18 protein-coding genes are annotated in these 26,615 nt (G+C 50.4%); all 18 read right to left on the reverse strand.

Going from position 1 to position 26,615, the window contains the following annotated elements; translation table 11 throughout:
- Positions 1–3: 3 nt before the first annotated feature.
- The 18 genes from DXV75_RS07720 to tesB all read right to left on the reverse strand — a co-directional run bounded on the left by DXV75_RS07720 (position 4) and on the right by tesB (position 26,614).
- A complete protein-coding gene (locus DXV75_RS07720) occupies positions 4–4,842 on the reverse strand; it encodes an NAD-glutamate dehydrogenase (protein WP_115592836.1) in 4,839 nt (1,612 codons plus the stop codon).
- A 204-nt stretch (positions 4,843–5,046) separates the two neighbouring features.
- Positions 5,047–7,380 carry an efflux RND transporter permease subunit gene (locus tag DXV75_RS07725; RefSeq protein ID WP_115592837.1) on the reverse strand — a complete coding sequence of 778 codons (2,334 nt, stop codon included), beginning with the start codon at positions 7,378–7,380 and terminating at the stop codon, positions 5,047–5,049.
- A gap of 9 nt (positions 7,381–7,389) precedes the next feature.
- Positions 7,390–8,424, reverse strand: coding sequence for a WD40/YVTN/BNR-like repeat-containing protein (locus DXV75_RS07730; protein ID WP_115592838.1), 1,035 nt, complete (start codon positions 8,422–8,424; stop codon positions 7,390–7,392).
- Positions 8,425–8,498: 74 nt separating this feature from the next.
- Positions 8,499–9,866 carry a DUF1329 domain-containing protein gene (locus DXV75_RS07735; RefSeq protein ID WP_115593058.1) on the reverse strand — a complete coding sequence of 456 codons (1,368 nt, stop codon included), beginning with the start codon at positions 9,864–9,866 and terminating at the stop codon, positions 8,499–8,501.
- A gap of 13 nt (positions 9,867–9,879) precedes the next feature.
- Positions 9,880–11,943 (reverse strand): DUF1302 domain-containing protein, encoded by a 2,064-nt coding sequence (locus DXV75_RS07740; protein WP_115592839.1) that lies wholly within the window; start codon positions 11,941–11,943, stop codon positions 9,880–9,882.
- 184 nt (positions 11,944–12,127) lie between these two features.
- On the reverse strand, positions 12,128–12,364 hold the full coding sequence (locus DXV75_RS07745) for a DUF2835 family protein (protein ID WP_115592840.1): 237 nt from the start codon (positions 12,362–12,364) through the stop codon (positions 12,128–12,130).
- Positions 12,348–14,951, reverse strand: a complete 2,604-nt coding sequence (gene pepN / locus DXV75_RS07750) for an aminopeptidase N (RefSeq protein ID WP_115592841.1) — start codon at positions 14,949–14,951, stop codon at positions 12,348–12,350. The genes DXV75_RS07745 and pepN overlap by 17 nt, the downstream gene beginning before the upstream one ends.
- Before the next feature lie 24 nt (positions 14,952–14,975).
- Complete coding sequence (gene nhaC / locus DXV75_RS07755; protein ID WP_115592842.1) at positions 14,976–16,445, reverse strand: Na+/H+ antiporter NhaC; 1,470 nt, start codon at positions 16,443–16,445, stop codon at positions 14,976–14,978.
- Between the two features lie 28 nt (positions 16,446–16,473).
- Entirely contained in the window at positions 16,474–17,808 is a 1,335-nt protein-coding gene (locus DXV75_RS07760; protein ID WP_115592843.1) for a sodium-dependent transporter, read from the reverse strand.
- A 133-nt stretch (positions 17,809–17,941) separates the two neighbouring features.
- On the reverse strand, positions 17,942–19,981 hold the full coding sequence (gene prc / locus DXV75_RS07765) for a carboxy terminal-processing peptidase (protein WP_115592844.1): 2,040 nt from the start codon (positions 19,979–19,981) through the stop codon (positions 17,942–17,944).
- Position 19,982: 1 nt separating this feature from the next.
- Positions 19,983–20,654, reverse strand: a complete 672-nt coding sequence (gene proQ, locus DXV75_RS07770) for an RNA chaperone ProQ (protein WP_115592845.1) — start codon at positions 20,652–20,654, stop codon at positions 19,983–19,985.
- 17 nt (positions 20,655–20,671) lie between these two features.
- Positions 20,672–20,962 carry a hypothetical protein gene (locus DXV75_RS07775; protein WP_115592846.1) on the reverse strand — a complete coding sequence of 97 codons (291 nt, stop codon included), beginning with the start codon at positions 20,960–20,962 and terminating at the stop codon, positions 20,672–20,674.
- Positions 20,959–21,414 (reverse strand): GAF domain-containing protein, encoded by a 456-nt coding sequence (locus tag DXV75_RS07780; protein WP_245953149.1) that lies wholly within the window; start codon positions 21,412–21,414, stop codon positions 20,959–20,961. The genes DXV75_RS07775 and DXV75_RS07780 overlap by 4 nt, the downstream gene beginning before the upstream one ends.
- A 22-nt stretch (positions 21,415–21,436) precedes the next feature.
- Positions 21,437–22,132 (reverse strand): SIMPL domain-containing protein, encoded by a 696-nt coding sequence (locus DXV75_RS07785; protein ID WP_181898384.1) that lies wholly within the window; start codon positions 22,130–22,132, stop codon positions 21,437–21,439.
- A 120-nt stretch (positions 22,133–22,252) separates the two neighbouring features.
- Positions 22,253–23,482: a nucleoside recognition domain-containing protein gene (locus DXV75_RS07790; protein ID WP_115592848.1), complete on the reverse strand. Its 1,230-nt coding sequence runs from the start codon at positions 23,480–23,482 to the stop codon at positions 22,253–22,255.
- A gap of 102 nt (positions 23,483–23,584) precedes the next feature.
- Positions 23,585–24,706 carry a pyridoxal-phosphate-dependent aminotransferase family protein gene (locus DXV75_RS07795; protein WP_425451689.1) on the reverse strand — a complete coding sequence of 374 codons (1,122 nt, stop codon included), beginning with the start codon at positions 24,704–24,706 and terminating at the stop codon, positions 23,585–23,587.
- Positions 24,707–25,141: 435 nt separating this feature from the next.
- Complete coding sequence (locus DXV75_RS07800; RefSeq protein WP_115592849.1) at positions 25,142–25,681, reverse strand: gamma carbonic anhydrase family protein; 540 nt, start codon at positions 25,679–25,681, stop codon at positions 25,142–25,144.
- Positions 25,682–25,741: 60 nt separating this feature from the next.
- The gene (tesB, locus tag DXV75_RS07805; RefSeq protein WP_115592850.1) at positions 25,742–26,614 is read right to left on the reverse strand and encodes an acyl-CoA thioesterase II; all 873 of its coding nucleotides are present in this window, start codon (positions 26,612–26,614) and stop codon (positions 25,742–25,744) included.
- Position 26,615 lies beyond the last annotated feature (1 nt).

Here is a 26,615-nt window from a genome sequence, read left to right on the forward strand (position 1 = left end):
ATTCTAATGGTTCGACTTAACGCTTAAAAGCATCAATTCACGTAATGCCACAGAAAACTTGGCAAATTCGTGAGTACTGCTGGTTTTGAACTCCGACATCATGTGATACCAGCGTTTCAGCAGAGTCTGGTTTTGATCCATCCAGTTACCCAGGATTTCATCCGCGTCTTTGGCATCAGGGCGGGAATGCAGCAGATTCGCCGTAATCGAACGCTGCTGCCAGTCGAGCTCTTCGCGATAGGAAGCCCGCGCCAGCGCCTGCCAGTGATTGGATACCGCCTGATTGTTGATCTGGTCGAGGAACCAGTGCAATTCCAGTCGGGAACCCAGCTCAAAGTACAGTTTGGCAATCACATCGTGACCATGGCTGGCAACCTCGTTGATTTGTGCCAAATCGAGGCTTGAGAACATATTGGAGAAGCTGGCAACCTGATAGGCTATGTCATCCGGCACACCTGCCTTGATCAAACGTGAGGTCGCAGACTCAAGCTGCGCATACTCGTCTTCTACCAGGTAATGCTGCAGATTACGGGAAAGATCATCGAAGGTGCTGCGATAGCTGTCGATGGCTTCCTGAATCCCCGCGGACTTGCTACCGTGGCGAATGTACCAGCGGGCACTGCGGCGCATGGTGCGGCGGGTAGCCTCCAGCATTTCCAGTTGCAGATCGGCGCTTATCACATTGTCCAGCTGCTCTATGCGTTTCCACAATGGGCCAATGTTAAAGATGCCTTTAACAATTGAATAGGCATTGGCGATTTCTGCCACATTGGCACCGGTTTCTTCCTGCATGCGGAATACAAAATTCAGCCCCATGTCGTTGACCATATTGTTGGTCAGCTTGGTGGCAATAATTTCGCTACGCAGAGGGTGATCCTGCATTTGTGCGGCAAATTTTTCCCGTAGTACCGTCGGGAAGGCTTCAATCAACAGCTTGCCGTGATACGGGTTCTGGGTGATCTCAGGGATGTTCAGCGCATCCTTAAGCACCATTTTGCCGTATGCAATCAACACACTCAGTTCCGGACGGGTCAGGCCCTGGTCGGAAGCCACGCGATCGGAAATTTCATCATCGCTGGGAATAAATTCCAGTTCGCGGTTCAACGCCCCTTCCCGCTCCAGGCCATGAATAAAGCGAAGCTGCTCTTTCAGCTGGGTAACACCGGCTCGCTCTGTAATGGAGATGGACTGGGTCTGGCGATAACAATCGTTAATAACGATTTGTGCCACATCGTCAGTCATGTCATACAACAGTTTATTACGCTGCTTAACCGTCAGATCTCCGGCGTTAACCAGGCTGTTGAGCAAGATCTTGATGTTCACTTCGTTATCGGAACAATCCACACCGCCCACGTTGTCGATAAAGTCGGTGTTTACGCGCCCGCCGTGTGCCGCGTATTCAACACGGCCCAGTTGGGTAAGGCCCAGGTTGCCGCCTTCGCCGACGATTTTGGCTTTGACGTCCTGGCCATTAACCCGCAGGTCATCGTTGGCGCGGTCACCCACATCGGAATGGGATTCCTTGCGGCTCTTGATGTAGGTACCAATTCCACCGTTCCAAATCAGGTCCACAGGCATTTTCAGCATATTGTGGATCAGTTCGTTGGGAGTCATTGTGACCTGACGGGTGCCCAGGCAACGCTTCATTTCTGGCGTCAGCTTAATGGATTTGGCTGCCCGGCTGAAAATGCCTCCGCCTTTGGATATCAGGCTGGAATCGTAGTCTTCCCAGCTCAGTTGCGGGTTTTCAAACAGACGCTTGCGCTCCCTGTAACTGGAAGCCGCATCCGGATTCGGGTCAAAGAAAATGTGCAAATGGTTAAATGCACCAACCAGACGGGTGTGTTCCGACAACAGCATGCCATTACCGAATACATCCCCTGCCATATCACCGATACCCACACAGGTAAAATCGGTGGTCTGGCAGTCAATACCAATTTCCCGAAAGTGGCGCTTGACCGATTCCCAGCCACCACGGGCGGTGATACCCATTTTCTTGTGGTCGTATCCAATGCTGCCACCGGACGCAAAGGCATCACCGAGCCAGAAGCCGTATTCTTCGGAAATGCCATTGGCAATGTCAGAAAAGGTTGCTGTACCTTTGTCGGCGGCGACAACCAGATAAGGGTCATCATCGTCCAGGCGCACCACATCTTTTGGCGGCACAATCTGACCGTCAACAATGTTGTCGGTGATGTCGAGCAAACTGCGAATAAAAGTGCGGTAGCAAGCCTGCCCTTCGGCCTGAATTGCTTCACGGCCCTGGCCAACCGGCAATTGCTTGCACACGAAGCCGCCCTTGGCACCAACCGGAACAATTACCGTATTTTTCACCTGTTGGGCTTTTACCAGGCCCAGAATTTCCGTACGGAAATCTTCCTGCCGGTCAGACCAGCGCAAGCCGCCACGGGCTACTTTTCCACCCCGCAGATGCACCCCTTCTACCCGTGGGCTGTACACAAACACTTCAAATTTGGGCAGTGGCAGCGGCATATCCGGAATTTTTTCCGGCATCATTTTGAACGATACATAGGACTTTTCGTAACCCTGCTCGTCCGGCTGATAGAAGTTGGTTCGCAGGGTGGCTTTCATCATATCCAGATAACGACGGATAATACGATCGTCATCGAGGTTACCCACGTTGTCGAGTTGGGCTTTGATTTCTTCAAACAGGCTATCAAGCTTTTTCTGACTGCGTTTTCTGGCCGGGTCGAAAGCCTGCTCAAAATAGGCCACCAGTAAACGGGCGATATCCGGGTAATTGGACAGTGTATTGGCTATGTAATCACGGCTGAATGAAGAACCGGTCTGACGCATATATTTTGCGTAGGCACGCAGAATGGTGACTTTACGGCCGGTCATGCCTGCGCCCAATATCAGGCGGTTAAAGGCATCGTCTTCCAGAACGTTGTACCAGACCTTGGAAAAGGCGTCCTGAAACAGTTGCTGGGCTTTTTCCATGTCCATGTGCTGCCCGCTTTTGTGCAGCATGGTGAAATCCATCACCCAGTTGCGCTCACCTTCGGCACAGGTAATTTTATACGGGCTTTCGTCCACCACTCTCAGACCGAAGTTTTCAAGCATTGGCAGTACATCCGAAAGGTGAATCGGTTCTGCTTTATGGAACAGTTTCAGCTTCACAATCTGGCTGTCGGACTGTTCTTCCTGCGGGCGGTAGAACAACATATCAAGCGTATGGTTTTCGTCCAGCAATTCCAGCTTTTCAATATCAATCAGGGCTGCGCCGGGCAGATTCTGTTCCATGTAACTGCGGGAAAACGCGTTATTGTATTTACGCTCTAGGCTCTTGCCTTTGGCTTCACCATGGGTGGCGACAATGGCTGACGCGAGACGATCGTTCCAGGTCTTGGTCAGCTCAATAATGTTATTTTCAATTTCCTTCACGTCGAATTCCGCAGTGTTGTCTTGAACTCGGGCAATGTAATGAGTACGGGCATAAACCGACTCAGAAAAGAAGGTGGTGAATTCCACTTCCTCTACCGCCCCCAGCGAGGCTTTCAGCAAAGCCTGGGTTTCCTTACGCAATTGGGTGTTGTAGCGTTCCCTGGGAACAAAGACCAGACAGGAAAAAAAGCGCCCGAACACGTCTTTGCGAATGAACAGCCGCGAAATGCCGCGCTCCTGCATCTGGAAAATACCCATGACAATTTGTGCCAGTTCTTCGGCAGGTGTTTGCAGCAGTTCGTCACGGGGGTAAGTTTCAACAATATTGACAAACGCTTTGTAGGCGTGGGTTCCCGATTCAAAGCCGGAGAGCTCACACACACGTTTGATTTTTTCCCGCAGGATAGGCAACTGGGTAACGCTGTAATTGTAAAATGCCGCTGAATACAAGCCCAGGAAACGGTGTTCGCCCACAACCTGACCGGCTTCGTTAAACACCTTGATACCGATGTAATCCATGTGCGCCGGCCGATGAACCCGGGAGCGGGAATTGGTTTTGGTTACCAGCAACGGCGACTTACTCAAAGCTTCTGCACGGGCCGTGGCAGGAAGTTTTGATAACAGACGCTCACGATCACTGATGGAATTTTTCATCAGTCCGAGACTGGTGTCGTTCTCCGGGATCCAGCGGTGATCCCCTTCGATGGCCTTTATGCTGTAGTAGCGATAGCCCATCAGGGTAAAATTATGATCAACCAGCCATTCCAGAAATGCCTGAATGTGCTGTTTTTCCTTATCGGACACCGGCCAGTTGAGTGACTGGCTGTTTTCGGTAATGGAGCTCAGCTGTTCAGACATGGGTAGCCAGTCGTTGACCGCCAGCGATACCTCGTCGACAACCGAATGCAGTTCTTTGGTCAGAGCGTCCAGTTCCTTGCGGCTGGTCTGACGGTCAATTTCAATAAAAATGACCGTTTCCTTTTGCGTGCCCTTAACCTTTTTACCGGGTTCAACCACATCGGTGATCTTGCTGGCTTCGTCTCTGACGAGCCCTATGGGGCTGTGAAGGAATAAATGGGCGGTGATCCCGAGGCGATTCAGTGCCATGCGTACCGAATCGACCAAAAAAGGCATATCCTTGACGATGATCTCAACAATAGTATGGGTGGAATGCCAACCGTGTTTACTGATCTCGGGGTTAAACACCCGGATGTATTGCTCGTCGCTGTCAAATTTGTCCAGCGCATTCCACAAACTCAGCGTGGCACCGTAAAGGTCGCTGTCGTTACGGTTTTCTAAATCATCACTGGAAATATTTTTATAGAGTACCTGGCCGAATTGCTTCACCAGTGTTTTTTGTTGTGCATCCACCTTTTTGTCGATTAGCGAGTAAACGTTGTCAAGCAAAACAGAATGGCGTTGCGAAGTGACAGTCATGTTAAAACCTTAGTTTTGTCGTAAGTGCATATCTAGCGCGCGCTATTTTCGCTAAAACGGGAATCCAATAAAAGCCCCTTTTTAACCATTAGTTAACAGATTAGATAAGTATGCACAAAAGGCCGAAAAAAAAGGGCCCGAAGGCCCTTTTTAATGCGTAGCTATGCAAAAATATTTTTTACACTTGCTGTATTTTCAGTTCGCTTAATCTGCATTTGTGTCTATGTTTCGTTTGGGCCATAAAAAACGAGCCAAAGCGGGTAATACGATGATGGCACCCAGCATATTCACCAGGAACATAAATGTGAGCAAAATGCCCATGTCCATCTGGAATTTGAGTGTTGAAAATACCCAGGTACTGACACCTATCGCCAAGGTTATACCAGTGAACAAAACGGCGCTGCCACGTTCCTGAAGTGCTTTGGTGTAAGCAAGTTGAACACTGTCACCACGCTTAAGACGGTAGCTCATGGTGGACAGCACATAAATCCCATAATCCACACCAATACCTACGCCCAGGGCAATCACCGGCAGAGTCGACACCGTAAGGCCTATTTCAAGCAGGGTCATCAGCGCCTGGGCCAGCACGGATACCACAAACAGCGGGATAACGACGGAAAGTGTTGCACGTACAGACCAGAAGCTCAGCAGGCAAAGCGCTATCACTGCGCCGAATACATAGGCCATCATGGGGATTTGTGCCGCCGCCACCGCTTCGTTGGTTGCCGCCATCACGCCCACCGGCCCTGACGCCAGACTGAAGGTCATATCGTCGGTTTCAAACTCCTTACGAAACTGCTTAACAGCATCGACTACCCGGCTGATGGTTTCCGCCTTGTGGTCCTGCATAAACAGAATAATTGGCATTACCGAACAATCACCATTCAGCAGACCGGATGAGGAAGGTATGCGGGAAATGGCCTGCACCAGTGTCTGCTGATTGCGCGGAAGCACCTGCCATTTTACGTTGCCTTCGTTGTAACCGGCGTTAACGATTTTGGCCACTGAAGCCAGTGAAACCGTTGACTGCACCCCATCGACGTTTTCCATTCGCCACTGGAAGTCGTCAATGGCTTTCATCACGGAGTGCGAAGTACAGGCTTCAGGCGAAGTTTCTACCAGAACAGAGAGGTAATCGACAGTTACTTCATAACGGTCCGTAATCAGGAAAGTATCCTGATTATACCGGGAGTCTTCATGCAACGAAGGAGCACCGGCATGAAGATCACCAATTTTCATGTGCTGGGATTGCATGAAACCGGCAACGAACAGCACAGTGGTAATCGCAAGAATCCAGGCAGCAGGCTTTTTGTACGAACACTTCGCCACCCAGGACCAAAAGCGCTCTGAGTGTTGCTCTTTGTTGGCAAAACGATCGACGTAATGTTCACCGAATTGCAAAAAACTCATCAGTACGGGCAGTAATACCAAGTTGGTAAAGATGATCACGGCCACACCCATGCTGGCGGTGATAGCCAGTTCACGAATGATGCCGATGTCGATAACCAGCAGTGTCAGAAAGCCTACGGTATCCGACAACAGGGCAATGCCCCCCGGGATAAGCAGACTGTGAAAAGCCGCCATGGCGGCGTGTTTCGCACCCATGCCCGAGACCGCACGCTTTTCTACCGCGTTGATCATTTGCACACCGTGGCTGACACCAATGGCAAAAACCAGAAACGGGACCAGAATCGACATGGGATCCAAACCGAACCCCAATACCGTCAGCAAACCCAGTTGCCATACTACTGCAATGACAGAACAAAGCAGCGGCAGTATGGTGAGCATGATGCTGCGTGAGAAAAAATACACCATCACAGCGGTAATGGCGATGGCTATGGCGAAGAACATCACCACATCTTTGGCACCATCGGCCACATCGCCGATCATTTTGGCAAACCCAATCACATGAATGGAAATACGATCGTTTTCAAACTGCCCACGCAGTTTGGATTCAAGCTCGCCTGCCAGCGCCAGTGTGTTCAATGACTCGCCGGTCTGAGGGTCAATATCCAGAAGTTGCGCGGTTACCATTGCGCAGCTGTAATCATTGGAAACCTGACGGCCAACAATGTTGGCCTTCTCTATATTGGCGGCTACCAGTTCCAGTGCCCTTGGGTTGGCCGAATTAAAATCGGCCGGTATCACCGGGCCACCGGCGAAACCTCCTTCAACGATTTCGGTAAACCGTGTTGAAGGCGAAAACAGGGACACTACCAGAGAACGGTTAACACCGTTGATGAAAAACAGCTGGTCGTGGACATTCTTGAGTGTGTCAAAAAAGTTCTGATTGAAGATATTACCGTTACGATCACACACGGAAACCAACACATTGTTGGCACCACCAAAATCTTTGCGGTGCTTCATGTAGGTTTGCATGTAGGGGTGATTGAGCGGAATGTTCTTTTCAAACCCGGCGTCGAGTTTCATGTTTGAGGCCTGATAGCCCAAAAACAGCGTAAGCAGGGCAAACAGGCCCACTACGAGCCTGCGGTTACCAAAAATCAGGTGTTCAAGAAAATGAATGATTCTGGACATGTAATCTTCTTATTCTTTATTCAGTTGTTTGATGCCGTTGGCGGTGACAGCAATCACTTTTCCGTCAAATTGAACGGCATTGAGGATCGCCGCCTTATCGCTAATCTGCTCCATGGTAATACCGGCAGGTGGCTCGCAGGTGACAGAGCTGGCGTATGGATCTGGTTCACTGACCGGAAGTGGCCTTTGCGCATGAATGATGATGCCATTGTTACCCATAGCGATGACTTCGCTTTGCAGCGGTAATACGGAATTCAGTGTACTGTCTGAACAGGTGTTGACGTATTCCCAATCGCCCTGCTCGCGCCTGACGAACATATTACCCCGTAGTCCTACCGCTAAAATGGTGTTTTCATCCAGTGGCTGAACATCAAAAAATGACCCTGTGTAATCCACATCAAAACGTACCCAGGAACGCCCCTGGTCTTCGCTTACGGCCAGTAAACCCGCCTCACCGGCCAGATACAACTTTTCACCCGCCCGGGTAACCCTGTTCAGGTGTGGCAATATGGAATCCAGTTCCTGCTGGTAGAAGGCTTCGTCTTCCTCGCGTATCTGTTCAAGGTATTCCTGGTCCATGGGGTCGAGCAAGGTAGCATGGCGCTCTGCCCGCCAGTTCACGCCGCCGTCAAGTGTGCGGTAAAAAAGCCCGTAGGCTCCTATCGCTATACCATGTGCCTGATCCCAAAACACAATATCGAGAAACGGGCGTTCCAGATCGGGTTCCTGCATCTGAGTCTGCCAGGACTGGCCCCGGTCAGCAGAATGCAAAATGGTGGCGTCATGCCCAACTGCCCAAACCCGATCACCCACTGCCGCTGTTGCAGTAAGGGTGGACTGGGTAGGAACTGCAGACTGCGTAAAATCAACGCCGTTATTGGATGTCAGAATATGCCCGCGTTCACCAACTACCACCAGATAGTCACTCGCCGCCACATCCAGCAGAACCGATTGCTCGACCAGAGGTGCCAGAAATGCCTCCTGGGCGGAGGCAGAAAAAGTGATGGCGGATGTCACGAGCACCGACGCAAGAGCGTTCTTCATACCCGGGTTTGCTCCTTATTTTTTATTTTCATTCTGTATATACAAAAACGGTTGGCAATGCCAACCGCTTGGTCCTAACGCATGCCTTCCCGTCGCAGCGCCTGCGGCGTGAACTCTACCTCTCTCGGGCGAATGGTAAAGTCGTACATGGTCTTCTCGTTATCAAGCCCCATGGCGAGATAGCGACGGGAATTCAGGTCGTGGTACACATCAAGCGTAGACCATTGGGTGGGTACCTCGTAGTAGTTTACACCATAGGCAAAACCAACCCGATACAGCTCACCGCGATTGTCGTACATATCAGCAACCTGAATTTGCCAGCTGTCTTCGTCAATGAAAAACACGCGCTTCTGGTAAATGTGGCGGAAACCTTCTTTCAAAGTAGCTTCTACCACCCAGACCCGGTGTTTTTCCCAGCGGGTTAAATCCGGATTGATATGGTTTGGCTGCAGAACGTCAGCAAACTTCACATTGTCGCTGTGCAGCGCATAGTTGTTGTAGGCTACGTACAGTTCCTTCTTGCCCTTCAGTTCCCAGTTGTAGCGGTTCGGAGAACCGTTAAACATATCGAAATCGTCAGTAGTACGCAGACCGTCAGATGCAGTTCCCGGCGTGTCATAGGCAATGTTTGGTGCCAATCTCACCCGACGTTGCCCGGTATTGTACGTCCAGGCTTTGCGTGGCTCTTTAATTTGGTCAACCGTTTCGTGTACCAGCAACGCGGTTCCTGCCAGACGTGCCGGCTCGGTAATTTTCTGCTTGAACATAAACAGAATATTGTCCGCCTCAAGCTGTTCCGGCGTTGCATCAGCTTTTGAATACTGGAGCAGTAACTGCTCGTCAAAACCGATTACGTTGTAGTCTCCGGAGGATGTAACTGCAGCCTGGCCACCATAACGCTGAATGGCTTCACCACGGTAACGCAGAATATGGTTCCAGATGGCTTCCAGACCGTTTTGTGGAATTGGGAAAGGGATCCCGATAGCCGCACCTTTTAACCCGTTCCCGCCGTCAAGCAGTTCCGCGCGCGTCGCATTTATCTTGGTTTGCTCATACACCGACTGCGGGTTGGATGCAGAACGGCGGGTTTGATAGACCGGCATCCGGAAGGTATCCGGATAAGTCTCAAACATTTTGATCTGCCCTTCGGTCAGATTGGCAGTGTATTCCTTGTAATTTTTGGCGGTAATTTCAAACAACACCGCATCGCCAGGATAAGGATCCGGGTGATGGTCGCCAACCTGATACCCTGCAGGCAGGGTGGTGATACCACCAGTCCAGGCGGGAATGCTGCCATCTGCGTTACCCGCTTTTTCAGCGCCCAGAGGCGTGAGTTCGTTGCCCAGTTTGCTGGCTTCTTCAGGGCTGATTTTGGCATTGGCGGCAGCGCTGCCCAGCGCCAGGGATAATGCCGCAGCAATTAATCCAACTTTTTTAATCATCATTATTTGGCCTCTAGATTGAATACTTGATATTGAAAGACACAAAGTCACGATCAGACAGCGCGTTGGTGGTACCCAGACCACCCCAATAGGCATTGTAGGCCGCTGTTGCTGACCACTTGCTCAAGTAATCAAATGTCAAAGATATGCTGGCAGACTTGGTGTCTTCCAAAAACAGATACAGTGGATCAGGCGTTGTACCATCAACATCGTGGGAGAAGGTCGCCCGGGTACGCAGATTCACACCGGAAAAGACGTTGTTAAAATCTGCCACCGCAAGGATCCGGTAGCCCCATGCATCTTCGGTAGCAAACGGGTTGGTTTCCGGCCCGTTAGACAGACCTGTGTGCAAACCAGGACGAGGGTTGCCATCGGCTGTCGGTTCCAGTGAAGGTGTACGGTGAGTGCCCGGCGCATTCAGACGGACAACGTTCGGATCAGGGAAATCCATAATATTAACGTACCCTGCCTCACCCAACAGAATAAGGTTGTCTGACCCGAGCGCCGGTCCGAACACATGTGAAACCGTAAACTGGGCCTGCCAGGTATCGGAGAACAGAAAACCTTGTGCAGTCTCGCCTGGCCCGACATTGCGGCCGATGTTATTCAGTTGCGAAATGCCCGCAAGGTCGGGTCTTAATCCCACATTGGCAAGTTGCTCGGGCATGCCCATATAGAGCAACTCAACGTCGTCAATTTGAAGAGGTTCGTCCTGGCGGTAAGCAAATTCACCAGCCAGAGCCGTCGTACCTACGTTGGTGTTGAAGCTGAATCCGTAAAGCTTGATGTCTTCCGGGTAAAAGAACTGGGCCTCGGTAAAAGCCTGCAAGTCGGTAATATTTTCTTTGGTGATGGTATTCTGAGCCATATAGGCCAAATCAGCACCGATACCGGCAGCAGTGAAGTCAGACGTTACACCGGAAATCAGCGGACGCTGGCTATGGTAATTTATGTGGTAAAAGCTCAGTTCTGACTGGTTCAGCTCTTCCGCAAACCAAGTCAGGCGCAAGCCATACTGGCCCTGATCGTCAGCATCATGGTGAGCGGCATCTGAATAGCCACGCACAGCTACTTTGGTCGGGTAAGCGAGGTAAGCCTGTGAGATCTGTGCCGGATCGGCACCGGCTGCCAGCGCTGCACCCAAATCATTCAGTGAAGATAACAGGTGCTCCATATCGATATCGGGGTTTCCGGTAAAGCCCAGCTGAATGTTATTGGCCTGCCCGCCTTCGCCGGCAAAGTCGTTGGTAGCAAAATAGCTTCCTGAAACCGGAAGCCAACTGCGCTCCCACTCATACTGGTAATAACCGGAAACGCTCAGTGTATCGGTCAGACCAAGCGAAGCGAACACCATCCCTACCGGAATAAATACTTCCTTCAACTCTGCGCCAGGCGCTCTGGCCCGGGTAACATCAACCGGATTCGTGGTGTTAATGCCGTGCTGTATAAAAGTACTCTCACCCCAACTGATAACCTGGTTACCGACACGGACCGACAAGGGTTGATCACCAATCCACCAGTCTGCGTAGAAAAACGCATCCAGCAGCCGAATATCCTGGCACAACAAATCCTTGGCTTCCGGGTCTTCACACAGGTCTACCTGGGTGCCGGTAATGGGATTGGACCAGGGACGATCGCCATCCATCTGTTCAAAATCATGGAACCAGAATGCGCGGGCAAAAAAACCATAGTCGCCAAAGTTCACATCCAGCTCATGGTTACCGGATACCTGGGTAGAGAACGCTTCACCGGGGTCGTGTGCAAGGTTACCCAAATCGTTGTTTGTTGAATATGCGCCGTCAGAAGACGCCCAAACGTCAGCCGCAGGGTAGATAACGTTGGTTGCGGCATTGTACCCACTCCAGTCAAACTGGGGGTGGTTACTGTTTCCAATCAGACTGAAATCCCGGTTTTCAGTACGGATACTGGTTGCCAGAGTAAAGTTGGAGTCGAGTGAAATACTAACATCGCCCACTTGCCAGCTCGCCGCATAACCGGGGGCTGAAACCGCACCGAGTATTGCGACAACGCCTGCTGCGATGGGAGACTTTTGAAATGGACCAGGCCTGTTTGTCATAGTTTTTATTCTCCTAAGTCATCACGTTACATGTGCTGACTGTAAGACCAATCACGTTGTTTAACAAAATGATTACATCATTTTTCATTGATCGCAAGAACAAATCGTACCAGTCAAACAACTGTATGAAAAATAACCTGAGAGTTGATGTGTGACGCACATCAACGCAGCAAGCGCAGGTAATTCAACGAATCTTCTCAAAGGTGCGGATTTTGTTGTCATTACCGACAATAAGACGAAAACGGCCGCTCAGGCCATAGCTGTGAACGTGGGAGCGCAAGCGGCTTGAGGGTATCTGAACCCTCGTACCGTTTTCGGCCGTTAATACTACCTTGTGGTTGCCAGGAAAATAAAGCGATTCACATTGCTGGTAGTTTAACGACAAAGTGAAGTAATAAATTTGCTCAGGCTTGGTGTTCATCAAAGGCCAGGCTCTTACTGACTTTTTCAAACAGATCCCTGCTTAACCCACTCTGATTGAGCAAACGCCCAAGCTGGGCTTTCATTTTCTCCTGATACCCGGGTGCGAATTGTTGCCATTGTGTGAGCGGCGTAACAATGCGCGACGCAACCTGTGGATTGGTTTTGTCCAACTGGAGCAAATAATCAGTGACAAACTTATAACCACTGCCATCCACAGCATGGAAGCCGGCCGTATTGTAGAATGCAAAACTGCCAATCAGCGCACGTACCCGGTTGGGATTGCCGTCACTGAACTGTGGGTGTTCCCTGAGCAGTGTCAGTTGTGAGAGGCTGTCTGCCCGCTCACAGGTCGCATGCAGAGAAAACCACTTATCCAGCACCAGTGGGTCCTGCTTCCAGCGAGATTCAAAGTCTGCCATCAGGGTTTCGAACAATTGCGACTTTCCACGTTGTGCCGCTTTCAGCGCACCCAGTGTGTCGGTCATGTTATCAGCGTTGTGGTACTGGCGCTCAACCAGTTGACTGCCCTTTTCGGTAAGTGCCAGATGGCCTAAAACCACATTTCTGACCCTTCTCGCATTCACCTGATACTGGGAATACTGATACGACCCGGCAGCAATCGAAGCGTATATCTGTGTAAGCGGCTCACTCAGCTGCATCGCAAAGTCATGGCAAAACTGTTCTCTGGCACGGTGCAACCGGTCTACATCCACCAGCGTGCGACTTTGGCACAGGGTTTCAAAACTGGGAATAACCAGGCATTCGCCGAGCAATTCGTGATTATCTGCTTCGTCCAGACACACGCCCTTCAACCCGGACCATATGGCATCGTTAACGTTGCTGCCGTTGCCATTCGCGTACTGTTCAATACACCAGTCATAGAGCGACTGCAGAGCATCCCAACGATTAAAACTGTCGTCCGCAAAACGAAATACATGAAGTAATTCCTGTACCGACAGCGGATTATTTACCTTGGCCGGGGCAGAAAAATTGCCCAGCACTACAGGAATAACCGGGTTGCCAAGGCCTGAAAAACTCAGCGTTACTGATTCCGAGTCCAGAATAACCAGGCCATCCTTTATCTTACCTTCATCATCAGTAATGTGTGCGCCGTTGGCGTCAATGCAATCCATCGCCACAGGTAAGTACAGTGGCTCTTTTTTGTGCTGATCGGCGGTTTTCGGGTTACGCTGACGCAGCGTAATGGTCTGGTTCCCTGCCTCATCAACGGGTTTACGTTCAACCTCAATGACCGGTGTTCCGGATTGGCTGTACCAGCGTGAAAATGCGCTCAGGTCCAGTTCGGTGGCACTTTGCATTGCTGCGACAAAGTCATCACAAGTTACCGCCTGACCATCGTGACGCCGAAAATATTCGTCCATACCTTGGCGAAATCCCTCTTCACCCAACAAGGTATGCAGCATACGGATCACTTCCGCACCCTTGTCGTAAACCGTCACCGTATAAAAATTATTCATTTCGATGACTTCGTCTGGCCGAATAGGATGACTCATGGCACTGGCGTCTTCGGCAAACTGATGTTCACGCATGACTCTGACATGCTTGATACGGTTGCTCAGCGGCGATGTCATATCCGCGCTGAATTGCTGATCGCGAAATACGGTCAAGCCTTCTTTCAGACTCAACTGGAACCAGTCACGGCAGGTTACCCGGTTACCTGTCCAATTATGGAAATATTCATGGGCGATCACCGATTCAACATTAAAGAAATCCTCGTCGGTCGCAGAGTTTTGGTCCGCCAGCACAAATTTGCTGTTAAAGACGTTCAACCCCTTGTTCTCCATGGCTCCCATGTTAAAAAAGTCCACCGCAACAATCATGTAAATATCGAGGTCATACTCCAGGCCGTATTTCTGCTCATCCCAGCGCATCGCTCGCTTCAGCGCATCAAGTGCGAACCTGCCCCGCTCCCGTTTCCCGATATCTACATACAATTCCAAAGCGACTTCCCTACCGCTGGCGGTAGTGTAGGAATCGGTCAGCAAATCAAAGTCACCGGCCACCAGAGCAAACAGATAGCAGGGCTTTGGATGAGGGTCCTGCCAGGTCACCCAATGGGTGCCGTCAGTATTTTCTCCCCGGGCAACCGGATTTCCATTGGCTAGCAGGGTGGGCAGTGATGTCTTGTCGCCCTGAACTGTCACCTCGTAGGTTGCAAGTACATCCGGGCGATCAAGAAAATAGGTTATGCGCCTGAATCCTTCCGCCTCACACTGAGTACAATACACCCCATTGGACAGGTAAAGCCCTTCCAATGCCTGGTTGTGCTGAGGGTCAATGAGAGTTTCAATTTCAAGGGTAAAACAATCCGGAACGTTCGCCAGCGCCAGGCTGGTGTCGTTGAGAGCATAATCTTCCAATACCTTTTGTTCGAGCCGGACACTGACGAGTTCCAGCTTTTCACCATCCAGGATAAGGGGCTCGGAGTGCTTGCCCTTGCGTTCTATCTCCAGGCGGCTTTTCACCCGGGTTTGGGTAGGATTCAGGTCGATAAACAGTTTGACGTCACGGATGACAAAAAGCGGCGGGGTATAATCCGCCCGCCGTTTAACTTGCATGTTCATAGTTGCCCTATTCAGACTGTCTGATTAGTTGGATTCTTTGGCAGAAGTTGTATACGGAGGCTCAATTCTAAGGATCTTTATCCCCAGATAGGCGTAAATCACTGCCAGCACCGGGCTAATAAGGTTAAAGAACGCATAGAAAATGTATTCAAACGGATGAACCATTAATACACCCTGCATATACGCACCACAGGTATTCCACGGGATTAGTGGTGAGGTAATGGTTCCACCGTCTTCCAGACTGCGGGAAAGATTAAGACGGTCAAGCCCACGCTTTTCAAATTCTTCCTTGTACATGCGCCCTGGCATGACAATTGACATATACTGGTCGGCCGTAATCAGGTTGGTACCAATACAGGTAAGGATGGTTCGGCTGACCATATCCCCGGCAGATTTGGCTCCGTACAGAATTGTACTAACGGCGCGTTTGAGCAACCCAACGCTCTCCAGCACCGCACCAAATGACATGGCACAGATGATTAGCCATATGGTATTGAGCATTGACGACATGCCACCTCGGCTCAACAGACTGTTGAGGTTTTCATCCGGGGTGGAAAAGCTCACCCCATCAAATAACGAAGTCCAGACAACTTTGAGTGCTCCGATTGCACTCTGCTCGCCCTCGCCGACCATACTGTAGACGACATCGGACTGAAAGATCACGGCCCACAACGCGCCCAGTAACGCACCAATTGCTACCGCTGGAAATGCTGGCATCTTTCGAATCGCCAATGTCAGCAGTACCACTAATGGGACCAGAAGATGCCAGCCCAGAGAAAAAGACTGTTCGAGCAATGTCTGCATTTGCTCAATACGGTCTGCGGTTGCGTTTCCTGATTCGCTGAAACCCAGAATGGTAAATAGAATTAATGCAATTACAAAGCTGGGGATGGTGGTCCACAGCATATAGCGAATGTGTTCAAACAGGTTGGTCCCTGCAACGGCAGGTGCCAGATTTGTGGTCTCAGACAAGGGTGAAATCTTGTCGCCAAAATACGAGCCGGAAACTACCGCACCTGCAGCAATTGCCGGAGACATCCCCATGCCGGAAGCAACCCCCATCAAGGCAACACCCACAGTGGCCGCTGTAGTCCAGGAACTGCCAATACTCATCGCAACCACGGCACAAATCAGGCAGGTTGCGGCGTAGAAAAAAGACGGATTTAACAGCTCAAGGCCATAGTAAATTAACGTGGGAACCGTCCCGGCCAGCATCCAGGAACCAATCAGTGACCCTACCGCCAATAATATCAGGCAGGCTCCCAATGACATAGAAATGCCTTTGACGATACCCTTTTCAATCTCCAGCCAGCTGTGGCCATTCTTCATGCCGATAATGGCTGCCATGCCGGTACCGAGCAAAAGGGCTACTTGGTTAGGGCCAAACGAGGAGCCGTCGCCAAACAGGTAAACTGCGCCCCCCATCATGATCACTAGGGAAATAATGGGGATGAGTGCATCCAAAAGAGTGGGTTGTTTGATTGTATTTGTCATTATAGGAATCAATCTTTACTTACGTTGTTTACAACACTGAGCGGAAAAACATCACCGCAATCACTACCGGGCACACAAAACGAACGTACCACGGCCAAATTCGCCAGAACATTCCGGTTTCGATGTCGGGGCTGCCGTGTTTCAATTCTTCCAGAATCGCATCACGACGCCATACCCAACCCGCAAACAGGCACAGGGCAAGCCCCAGTAATGGTTGACTATACTGCGTGGTAGCCGCGATCACCAGCCCGAACAACTGCTCAAAATTGAGCATAATAACGAAACTGCAAAGAAAGATTATGGAACTCATCCACACAACAGCTTTTTTACGCCCCAGCCCTTTGCTTTCGACCAGATAGGCAACCGGCACTTCGAGCATTGAGATTGATGAAGTCACGGCAGCGATCACCATCAATGCAAAAAATGCGGCCGATACCAGAATTCCCATATAGCCAATCGATTCAAACAGTGCTGGCAGAACGGTAAAAATAAGCTGATCACCCTCGATCAATGACCCATCGGCAGTAAAAATTTCTACCCCATTATTGAGCGCAACGTACATCGCCGGAATAATTAGCATGCCAGCAATGATTGCAACACCAATATCAACGAGGGCGACAGATGCACCGATTGAGGGTAGATTCTCGTTCTTGCTGACGTAGGAACCGTATACCAACATGGTTCCAACCCCCAGTGACATTGAGAAGAACGCCTGTCCCATCGCACTGATTAACAAATCAGGGTCCAGGATGCGGCTGAAATCCGGCACCAGATAGGCCCCCCAGCCTTCGACAGCGCCAGGCTGAAAACTCACATAGATAATGAGGAGTGCAATGATGATAACCAGTGTGGGCATCAGGCGCACAGACCATTTTTCAATACCGGCTTTTACGCCACCGATAACAATGAATGACGTCAGCGCCATGAACAAGCCACAGAACAGCAGATTGCGGGGAGTGGAAAAAGACAGCAACCATTCAGACAGGCCATCAATACCTATCAAATTCAGGCCTGAATTAACGAAATAGGCCAGCATCCAGCCGCCGACAATGGCGTAAAAAGCCAGAATCAACGATACGGTGATAAAACCCCAGATACCGGTCATGCGCCCCAGAACATTACCGGAAATTTTACCAAGAGCGTCGACCATGTTAGCGCGGGTGGAACGGCCTATGATCAACTCTGCCATCAGAACGGGATACGCCAGCACAAACGCCAGTATTAAATAGACCAGCACAAACGCCGCCCCGCCGTTACTTGCGACCTGGGTAGGAAAACCCCATATGTTTCCCAACCCTACCGCTGACCCGGCCGCTGCCAGGATGAACCCGATGCGGGATGAGAATTCTCCACGTGTTGCCATTCTGTTCCCTTTATTATTCTATTAATGACAGGTTTACCACAGGCTACCGGCGCTGGCGAGCAGCCTGTGTATTTTAATATTGTCGGCACAAAAAAGGGCTGGCAAATACCAGCCCCCGCTATATGCGCACGGCCTAATTGCGCGTGATTGCGTAACGGCCGGTATCAATCATATCAAAGGTTATATTGGCCGCTTCATTAAGAAACGGATCCAAATCTTCCAGCACTTCAGGCAAATCATCCAGCGATTCAACCGGTTTCTGGTCCAGTCTGGCCAACCGTTCATTGGTTCGCTTCAGCTGGTTTTGTTCAGCCTCACGTTTTTCTGCCAGACGCTCGGACTGCACCAAAGAGATATAATCTTTGTCCTTATTCTTTTGGTATTCCTGAATGTCTTCATACAGGTAAGCAAACTCAGGGTCCTGCAATGCCCGGGCATTGTGTTTGGCAGTCAATACGTCCAACGCTGTCTGCCCTTCGGCAAAAGTAGTGTAATTTGCCCGTTCAATACTGTCCCAAGGCAGTGCATTTTCTTCCTGGCTCTCGCCCCAGTCTGCCGGATCGATGGGTGAAGGATACTGAATATCCGGTACTACACCCCGATGCTGGGTACTGCCACCGTCAATACGGTAAAATTTTGCAATAGTAAACTGCACACTGCCAAGCGGGTTATCGTACAAATCGTAAATACGGCCCAGACCGCGGTGCTGCTGAACCGTACCTTTACCGAAAGTCTGTTCACCAATTATCAGGGCGCGATTGTAATCCTGCATTGCTGCGGCAAAAATTTCAGAAGCGGATGCGCTATAGCGGTCAACCAGTACTGTCAGTGGGCCATCGTAGGAAACCACACCATCAGTGTCGCTGTTAACACTGACTTTGCCTTCTCCGTAACGGATTTGAACCACTGGGCCCTGCTCAATAAACAGGCCTGTCAACAAGGTTGCTTCGGTTAGGGAACCTCCACCATTACCACGCAAATCCACAATAATGCCTTTAACATTCTGCGCTTTGAGTGAATCGATTTCCTTTTGAACGTCGGCGTGCAAGTTGTTGTAGAAGCTTGGGATGGTTATCACGCCGAGCTTTTCGCCCTGATTAGGACCAGTATCAGGGACAAACACCTCCGATTTGGCAGCCCGGTCTTCCAGTTTGATTTTGTCACGAGTCAGACTGACCACAGACATGGATTTGCTGTCAGTGGTTCCTTTTTGAACCTGCAGGCGCACTGTGCTGCCCTTTGGCCCTTTAATCAGTTCGACCACTTCATCAAGACGCCAGCCAACCACGTCAATGAATTCTTCGTCATCCTGGGCAACACCCACTATCTTGTCTTCAGGCTTAAGCGCCTTGGACTTATCGGCAGGGCCACCGGGCACGATGCTTTTAATGACGGTGAAATCGTCTTCACTTTGCAACACAGCCCCGATGCCTTCAAATGACAAATTCATTTCCATCTGGAAGCGGTCGGCATTGCGGGGAGACAAATAGCTGGTATGCGCCTCAATGCTGCGGGCGAAAGAGTTCATGACCGTTTGAAAAACGTCTTCACTCTGGGCCTGCTTCAGCCGTTTGATTGCCCGATTATAGCGCTTGGTAAGCAGCTCTTTGGCTTCTTCCCAGCTTTTGTCCGCCATAACCAGATTGAGTGCGTCATACTTCACGCGCTGGCGCCACAGTTCATTCAGTTCGTTAACAGTGGTGGGCCATGCCGCATCTTCACGGTCGAAGTAGAATTTGTCGCCTTCCTGTTCAAAGTTGAACGGTTGTTCGAGCAGGGATAACGCGTATTCAAACCGCTCTACACGCCGCTCAGCACTGAGGTTATACATTTCATAGGCAATGGACAGGTTTCCCCGGCTCAGCGCGTTATCAAACTGATCGCGGTATTTTTCAAACCCGTCTACATCTGACTGCAGGAAGATTTGCTTATTATTGTCCAGAGACTGCAGATAGCGCTCGAAAATTTTATTTGAGAGCGCGTCATCCAACGCTATTTCCTTGTAGTGAGCACGGGTGAACAGGTTACTGATCCGTTTCACTGCCACACTGTGTTGAGACTCCTGCTGCAGCATGGGAAGATCTTCAACAGACGGCGTTGTGGAAACGGCACCGGCGCCGATACTGACGCCCATAAACGCACTTGCAATGGAAATACGAAGGATATCTTTCATTCTACGACCTCTTGGAACTCGCCAAACGTAAAGTCTCTGGAGTGACTTTAACGACCATCCCCGAGTCCAGCTGGACATGAACTCCATCCTTAGCAATTTCGGTGATCACAGCGGGCATAGGCGCCTTGCCTAACTTCACTGTAACCCGGGTGCCAGTCTGTAAGTCCGATTCCGTTAACTTCGCCGGGGGTGTTTTATTTGGTCTGCCGGTTTTTGATTTAGTTCCCGACTTCACGCCTGCGGCTTTCTTGCTGTCTGCAGCACCGGCGGATGTGCCGGGAAGACTGTGTCGTTTGTCTTTCGAACGAGGCGCCTGCTTTGAACGGGCTTTGCGCTTCTCAGCAGCTTTGGCTTTGCTTTCATCCAGCTGCTGTTTGGCGTGTTCAGCATGATCCTGTTCGATAGGTGCATCCGGATTTCCGTCAAGGTCGACTCTGAAAGCCCCTTCCTTGATACAGTGCAGATACCGCCAGCTGTTGGTGTAATGCCTCAACGAAGAACGAAGCAAAGTTTTGCTAACACGTTCGTCATCCTGCAGGCGGGAAGCCAAATCCTGAAATATGCCTATTTTTAAAGGCTTGGCATCGCCTTCGATTGAAAAACAATTTGGAAACGCATCGGCCAAAAACGCGATGACTTCCTTACTGTTGGTAAACTTCTCTGGTGAATCCATCAATTTTACTAGCTTGATCAGAAGATTTCGTCTGTATCCGCATCATCCCAAGTTGCCAGCGTGTGGTCAACCCAATCCAGCAAATCATCGTCCTCAACGTCCAATAAATTGCCATTTTGATGCCAGAATGCCCAAGTGTATTGCAGCAACCCTTCCAAACGGGCAGTTTCAATATCATCATCTGCATTATCGTACATGCCATGCAGTATAAAATTGATCCTGTCCGCCGCTTCGTCAGGGTCGGAGTGATAATCCTCCATGTCAGAAGCGGTGGCAAGAACAATATGAATGTCTACGTTATGTTTCATTGCTGGCTTTCCAACAACGCTGCCGCAATCTGCTCTAACCCCTGTTTGTCCTGTTCGGAAAATCGTCCAAACTCCGGGCTGTCTATATCCAGTACACCAATTAGTTCGTCGCCGATAACCAATGGGATCACTATTTCGGAATTTGACGCCGCATCGCAGGCAATGTGCCCTTTAAACTGGTGAACGTCTTCCACCAGTTGGGTCTCACGGGTTGCCGCTGCCGTTCCGCACACTCCTTTGCCCATCGGAATTCGGATGCAGGCTGGCTGCCCCTGAAACGGACCAAGCACCAGTTGCTCCTGCTTGTAGAGATAAAACCCTGCCCAGTTTACTGCAGGTAACTGGTTAAACAGTAGCGAACTGATGTTGGCCATGTTAGCGATAAGATCAGATTCTCCGCTGACCAGGCTTCTCGCCTGCTCAACCAGTTGGGTGTAGTTTGTATTGCTCAATGTATGTTTACCTTCATAGTTGCTACTCCGCTATGGCGAAGGAAACCTGCACTCTGGCTTCGATTTGCTGCTGGCCCGGCATTGAAGAGGTTCGTTCTCTGTCCATCATCACTGCCCGGTGTACCGGTGTGGGCTGACTGAACCCGGATTCGGATACCGATATAACCTGGCCGATCTTCACGCCCAACTCCCGTGCCAGCAGTTGTGCTCTGGATCTGGCGTCTCCTACTGCATTTATCAATGCCTGCTGATAAGCGTTTTTTTCCGTGCTGGCAACAAACTCAAATTGCTGAATACGGGTTACGCCGCGCGCCATTACGCCATCCAGCAGTTTATCATAGCTTTGCAGATCACCGTGCATCACCCTTACCTGGCGCGCAAGCACAAATCCCTTGTCCTCCCTGCCATTTGGCCCATGCTCTATCCATGGATTAAGCTGAACCTGCATTGACTGAATGTGCTTTTCGCTTACCCCCACAGAAAGCAGGTAACTGACGACCTGATTAAGATCAAACTCCAGCTGGGAATTCAGTTTTGTGACTGAAGCCCCCCGTTGTTCCAGTACAAAGGTCACCGAAAATGCGTCCGGCACCACATTCACAACACCCTGCCCTTGCACATGGATTGCTGGGGCTGAAGCTGACTGGGCGTAACTGGCTGGCAGCGTTAAAATGGCAGCAGTTGTCAGCAGCAACAGAAATTTTACCCTCGAATTCATAATATACCTCATTGTCATTAGCTTGCTTACACAGCCATTCTTTTATGGTGGACAGCTGCAGTTCTGACAACAGGATGCCCATTAAAGGTGAACGCTGTATGAACCAGTCTGTACCTGTGCTTAACCAAAAAACCAGTAAGAGACGGCAATTGCCGTCACAATACCGGCCAAATCAGCCGCCAGACAGCAGGCAACGGCATAGCGCGCATGCTTGATCCCTACTGCTCCCAGATATACCGCCAGCACATAAAATGTGGTTTCTGTTGAGCCTTGCAGCACTGAAGCCAAACGCCCGGCAAACGAGTCAGCACCCTGATGCTGCATGGTTTCAATCATCATAGCCCGGGCACCACTGCCACTGAGTGGTTTCATCAACGCGGTAGGTAAACCGTCAACAAACCGTGGGTCCATACCCAGCCAAGCCACCAGGTAGCCAATGGATTCAACAACCAGGGTCAACAGCCCACTCGCACGTAGCATGCCAATCGCTATTAACATGGCGATTAGATAAGGAATAAGGGTTACCGCAACGTCAAACCCCTTTTTTGCGCCTTCCACAAACAACTCGTAGGTATTCAGTTGTTTGCGCCAGCCTGCAAGCAACACCACAACCACAAACAGGAAAAGCAGGAAATTGGCAATCAGTGCTGACTGACTGGCAAGCTGGCTGGCGGCCAACTGCGCAAAATACAACACCAGTGCCCCGATAAAACCGAATACCCCTACCAGATAAAGCAACACCACGCGATTAAACAAATTGACCCGCTGCACCAGGCAGGTCACGAATAAGCCCGCTAATGTGGAAGCGCTGGTTGCAAGCAAAATGGGAATAAACACGTCAGTGGGCTGAGCAGCACCCTGCTCGCCCCGGTATAAAAATACCGCAATTGGAAACAAGGTAACCGAGGAGGTGTTGAGTACCAGAAACAATATTTGGCTGTTGGTCAGTGTATCTTTTTTTGGTGCCAGTAATTGCATATCCTGCATCGCCTTGATGCCGAACGGAGTGGCTGCGTTGTCCAGTCCCAGCATATTCGCTGACAAATTCATGGTAATGCTACCAAGAGCAGGATGCTCAAGGGGAATATCCGGCATCAGACGGCACAACAAAGGGGAAAGAACCCGGGAAACATGATTTATCAACCCGGATTGCTCAGCTATCTGGAAGATGCCTAACCAGAACGCCAGTACCCCAACCAACCCAATCGCAATCTCAACACTCAGGCCTGCCATGGCATTCACCGAAGCCATTACATCCTGGAAGCCCTCGGGCTGAGCACCGGTAAAAAATTGCAGACAGGTTGCCAGAAACGCACTGACAATGAAAAATAACCAGATCCGATGGAGCATAAGCGTAGTTTTTTATTCGAATTATTTCGCCAGTGTAACGCAAAAACGGCGTAAAGATCAGTGCTCTTTACCCCGCATTCCGGTTGTTCAGGCCGGCCTGGCCTAATTCATTACAGTGGACAGACTGGAAAGGCAATAATCCACATTCTTGTCACTACACCCGTATCCCATTAAACCGATTCGCCATACTCTTCCGGCCAGTTTCCCCAGTCCTGCACCAATTTCAAGATTAAACTCGTTGAGCAGGCGCTGCCGAATTTCAGCTTCATTGATGTTTTCGGGCACCAGCACCGAGTTTAACTGGGGCAAGCGATAATGTTCATCAACAGCCATATCCAAGCCAATTGCTGCCAGACCGTTAACCAGCTTCTGATGGCAGCGATGATGTCGTTGCCAGCTCGCTGCCAGTCCTTCCGCATGCAGAATACGCAAAGACTCATATAAGGCGTAAATACTGTTTACCGGTGCGGTATGGTGGTATGCCCTTTTACCACCCTGCCCCCAGTAGCCCACGATCAGGTTCATATCCAGAAACCAGCTCTGCACCGGGGTCTTGCGATTCTGAATCAGCTCAACTGCCCGTTGACTGAACGTTACCGGCGACAGACCGGGTACACAGCTTAAGCACTTCTGCGAGCCAGAATAGGCCGCATCCACCTGCCATCCGTCAATATCTACCTCTATTCCACCCAACGACGTTACTGCATCCATTATGGTCAGACAGTGGTACTGCCGTGCCAGTGCACACAACGCCTTTGCATCATTGCGCACTCCCGTAGACGTTTCAGCATGCACAAACGCCAGTATCTTGGCATCCGGATGAGCCTTCAACGCCTGTTCAACTTTATCTGGATCCGTTTGCGTTCCCCAGGGGTCCTCGACCAGAATGGGAGTGGCCTGGCAACGAACCACATTCTCTGCCATACGCTGCCCGAAGACGCCATTGATACACACGATGACTTTATCGCCTGGCTCAACCAGATTGACAAAACAGGCTTCCATCCCTGCAGAGCCCGGAGCAGAGATCGGCATAGTAAGAGGATTTGCGGTCTGAAACGCGTACTGCAGGAGCCGTTTGGTATCATCCATGAGTTTGATGAATTCCGGGTCCAGATGACCGACGGTACTTCGGCACATGGCATTCAATACCTGCGGGCTGACATCAGAGGGACCAGGCCCCATCAGTGTTCTTTCAGGTGGTACAAACGGGCGGTATTCAGTCATCAGAAACACTCTTTTTTGAGGGTGAAATCATTCTGGCAGCTCATTCACAGACATGCAATTATCCATCATGAACATAAACAACATGAATGTAAAAAAGGAGGTAGCAAACACACGTAGTGCAAACCAGACACAGACTACTGAACAATCTGTGCACAGCATGTGGACAATGTCTGTACAAATATTTACAGCTCTGGCGGAAAGTCTTTGGGCATAACGAATGGCGGGCTGATGCAATTTTCGTAAGCTATTGAAATGGAGAAACATAAATTTCATAAAAAATAGTTTATATTTCGACCAGTTTTGATCTATAGTTACTGTCCGTTTTGAGTTGTTCGGCTGAACAACTTTTGTACAAGTTAGCGCACGGCTCAGCAATGAGCCATTCCCCTAGGCCCGGAACTTAACCGTTCTGGGCATTTTTTATTGTGCGGACGGCTATGCCTCCATGTCTTCGTATGGCAGTGCTTTAAGTTGCTGCCTGAATTTTCGGCCATTTTCTACGTAGTGCCGGGCAGACATCTCCAGTTTTTCAGCGGCCCCTTCGTCCAGTGTACGAATAACCTTGCCAGGGCTACCAACCACCAGCGAATAATCAGGGATTTGCATATTTTCAGGTATCAGTGTGTTGGCACCAATAACGCAGTAACGGCCAATCCTGGCACCATTGAGTATGACGGCATTAATACCAACCAGGCTGAAATCACCTACCTCACAGCCATGCAGCATGGCCTTGTGACCCACAGTCACCCCTTCTCCGAGTTTCAGGGTGTAACCAGAATCAGTGTGCAGCACACATCCGTCCTGTACATTCGTGTTTGCACCAATGAGGATTTGGTCAGTATCACCACGAATAACCGTGTTAAACCAGACACTGACGTTGTCTGCAAGGTCTACCCGGCCAATAACCTGGCTTCCCGGAGCCAGATAAACATTGGTGCCCAGTCTGGGGGCGTGCTCACCGAACTGATAAAGCATGGTGTTATCTCCTTTATACATTCAGAGGGCAACTGAAAAGGCAGGTTTCCGTACCTGCCTTCATTGCCCGGACTCGGGATGAATCTGGCGCATCATACCTTCCTGCATTGTCGAAGCCACCAGTTCACCAGCCTGGTTGAAAATCTGACCTTTTACCAATCCCCGGGCGTTTCCGCTGAATGGGCTATCCATGGCGTAGAGCAGCCATTCGTTGAAATTGAACGGTTTGTGGAACCACATGGCATGATCAATGGTAGCAATACGAAGGTTTTTATCTGTAATTGCGATACCATGAGGCTGCAGTGATGTACTCAGAAAGTGGTAATCCGAAGCGTACGCGAGAATTGCCTGATGCAGATCCAGGGTACCGTTTAAAACCTCCTGGGCCCGCATCCAGATGTAACGTTGTGGCGGGCGTTTCAGGCTTTTAAATGCGTATGCCGCATCCACCGTACGAATATCAATAGGCCGGTGGTAAGCAAGCGCTTCACGAAGCGCCAGCGGCATGTGTTCCAGCCTGGCTTCAAATACCGCGAGATCAGAATCCACCTGTTCTGGCGCCGGAACCTTGGGCATTTCAGCAAACTGATGGCTTACCCCATGCTCTTCACCCTGGAATGAAGCGGTCATATAAAATATGGTCTGCCCGTCCTGTATGGCCTTGACTCGCCGGGTACAAAAACTGCGGCCGTCACGCACGGTTTCCACATCGTACACAACCGGCTTTTTTGCATCACCGGGAAGCAAAAAATAGGTGTGAAATGAATGGGCAATTCGCTCCTTGGGTACTGTCTGACACGCTGCGGCGAGGGCCTGTCCCAACACCTGTCCACCAAAAAGAGCACGAAACCCCAGGTCCCAGCTCTGGCCACGATACAGACCAGCTTCAATGCATTCCAATTCAAATAATTCAGACAACTTAACTTCAGACATG

Source organism: Alteromonas aestuariivivens (assembly GCF_003367475.1).
Lineage (GTDB): Bacteria > Pseudomonadota > Gammaproteobacteria > Enterobacterales > Alteromonadaceae > Alteromonas > Alteromonas aestuariivivens.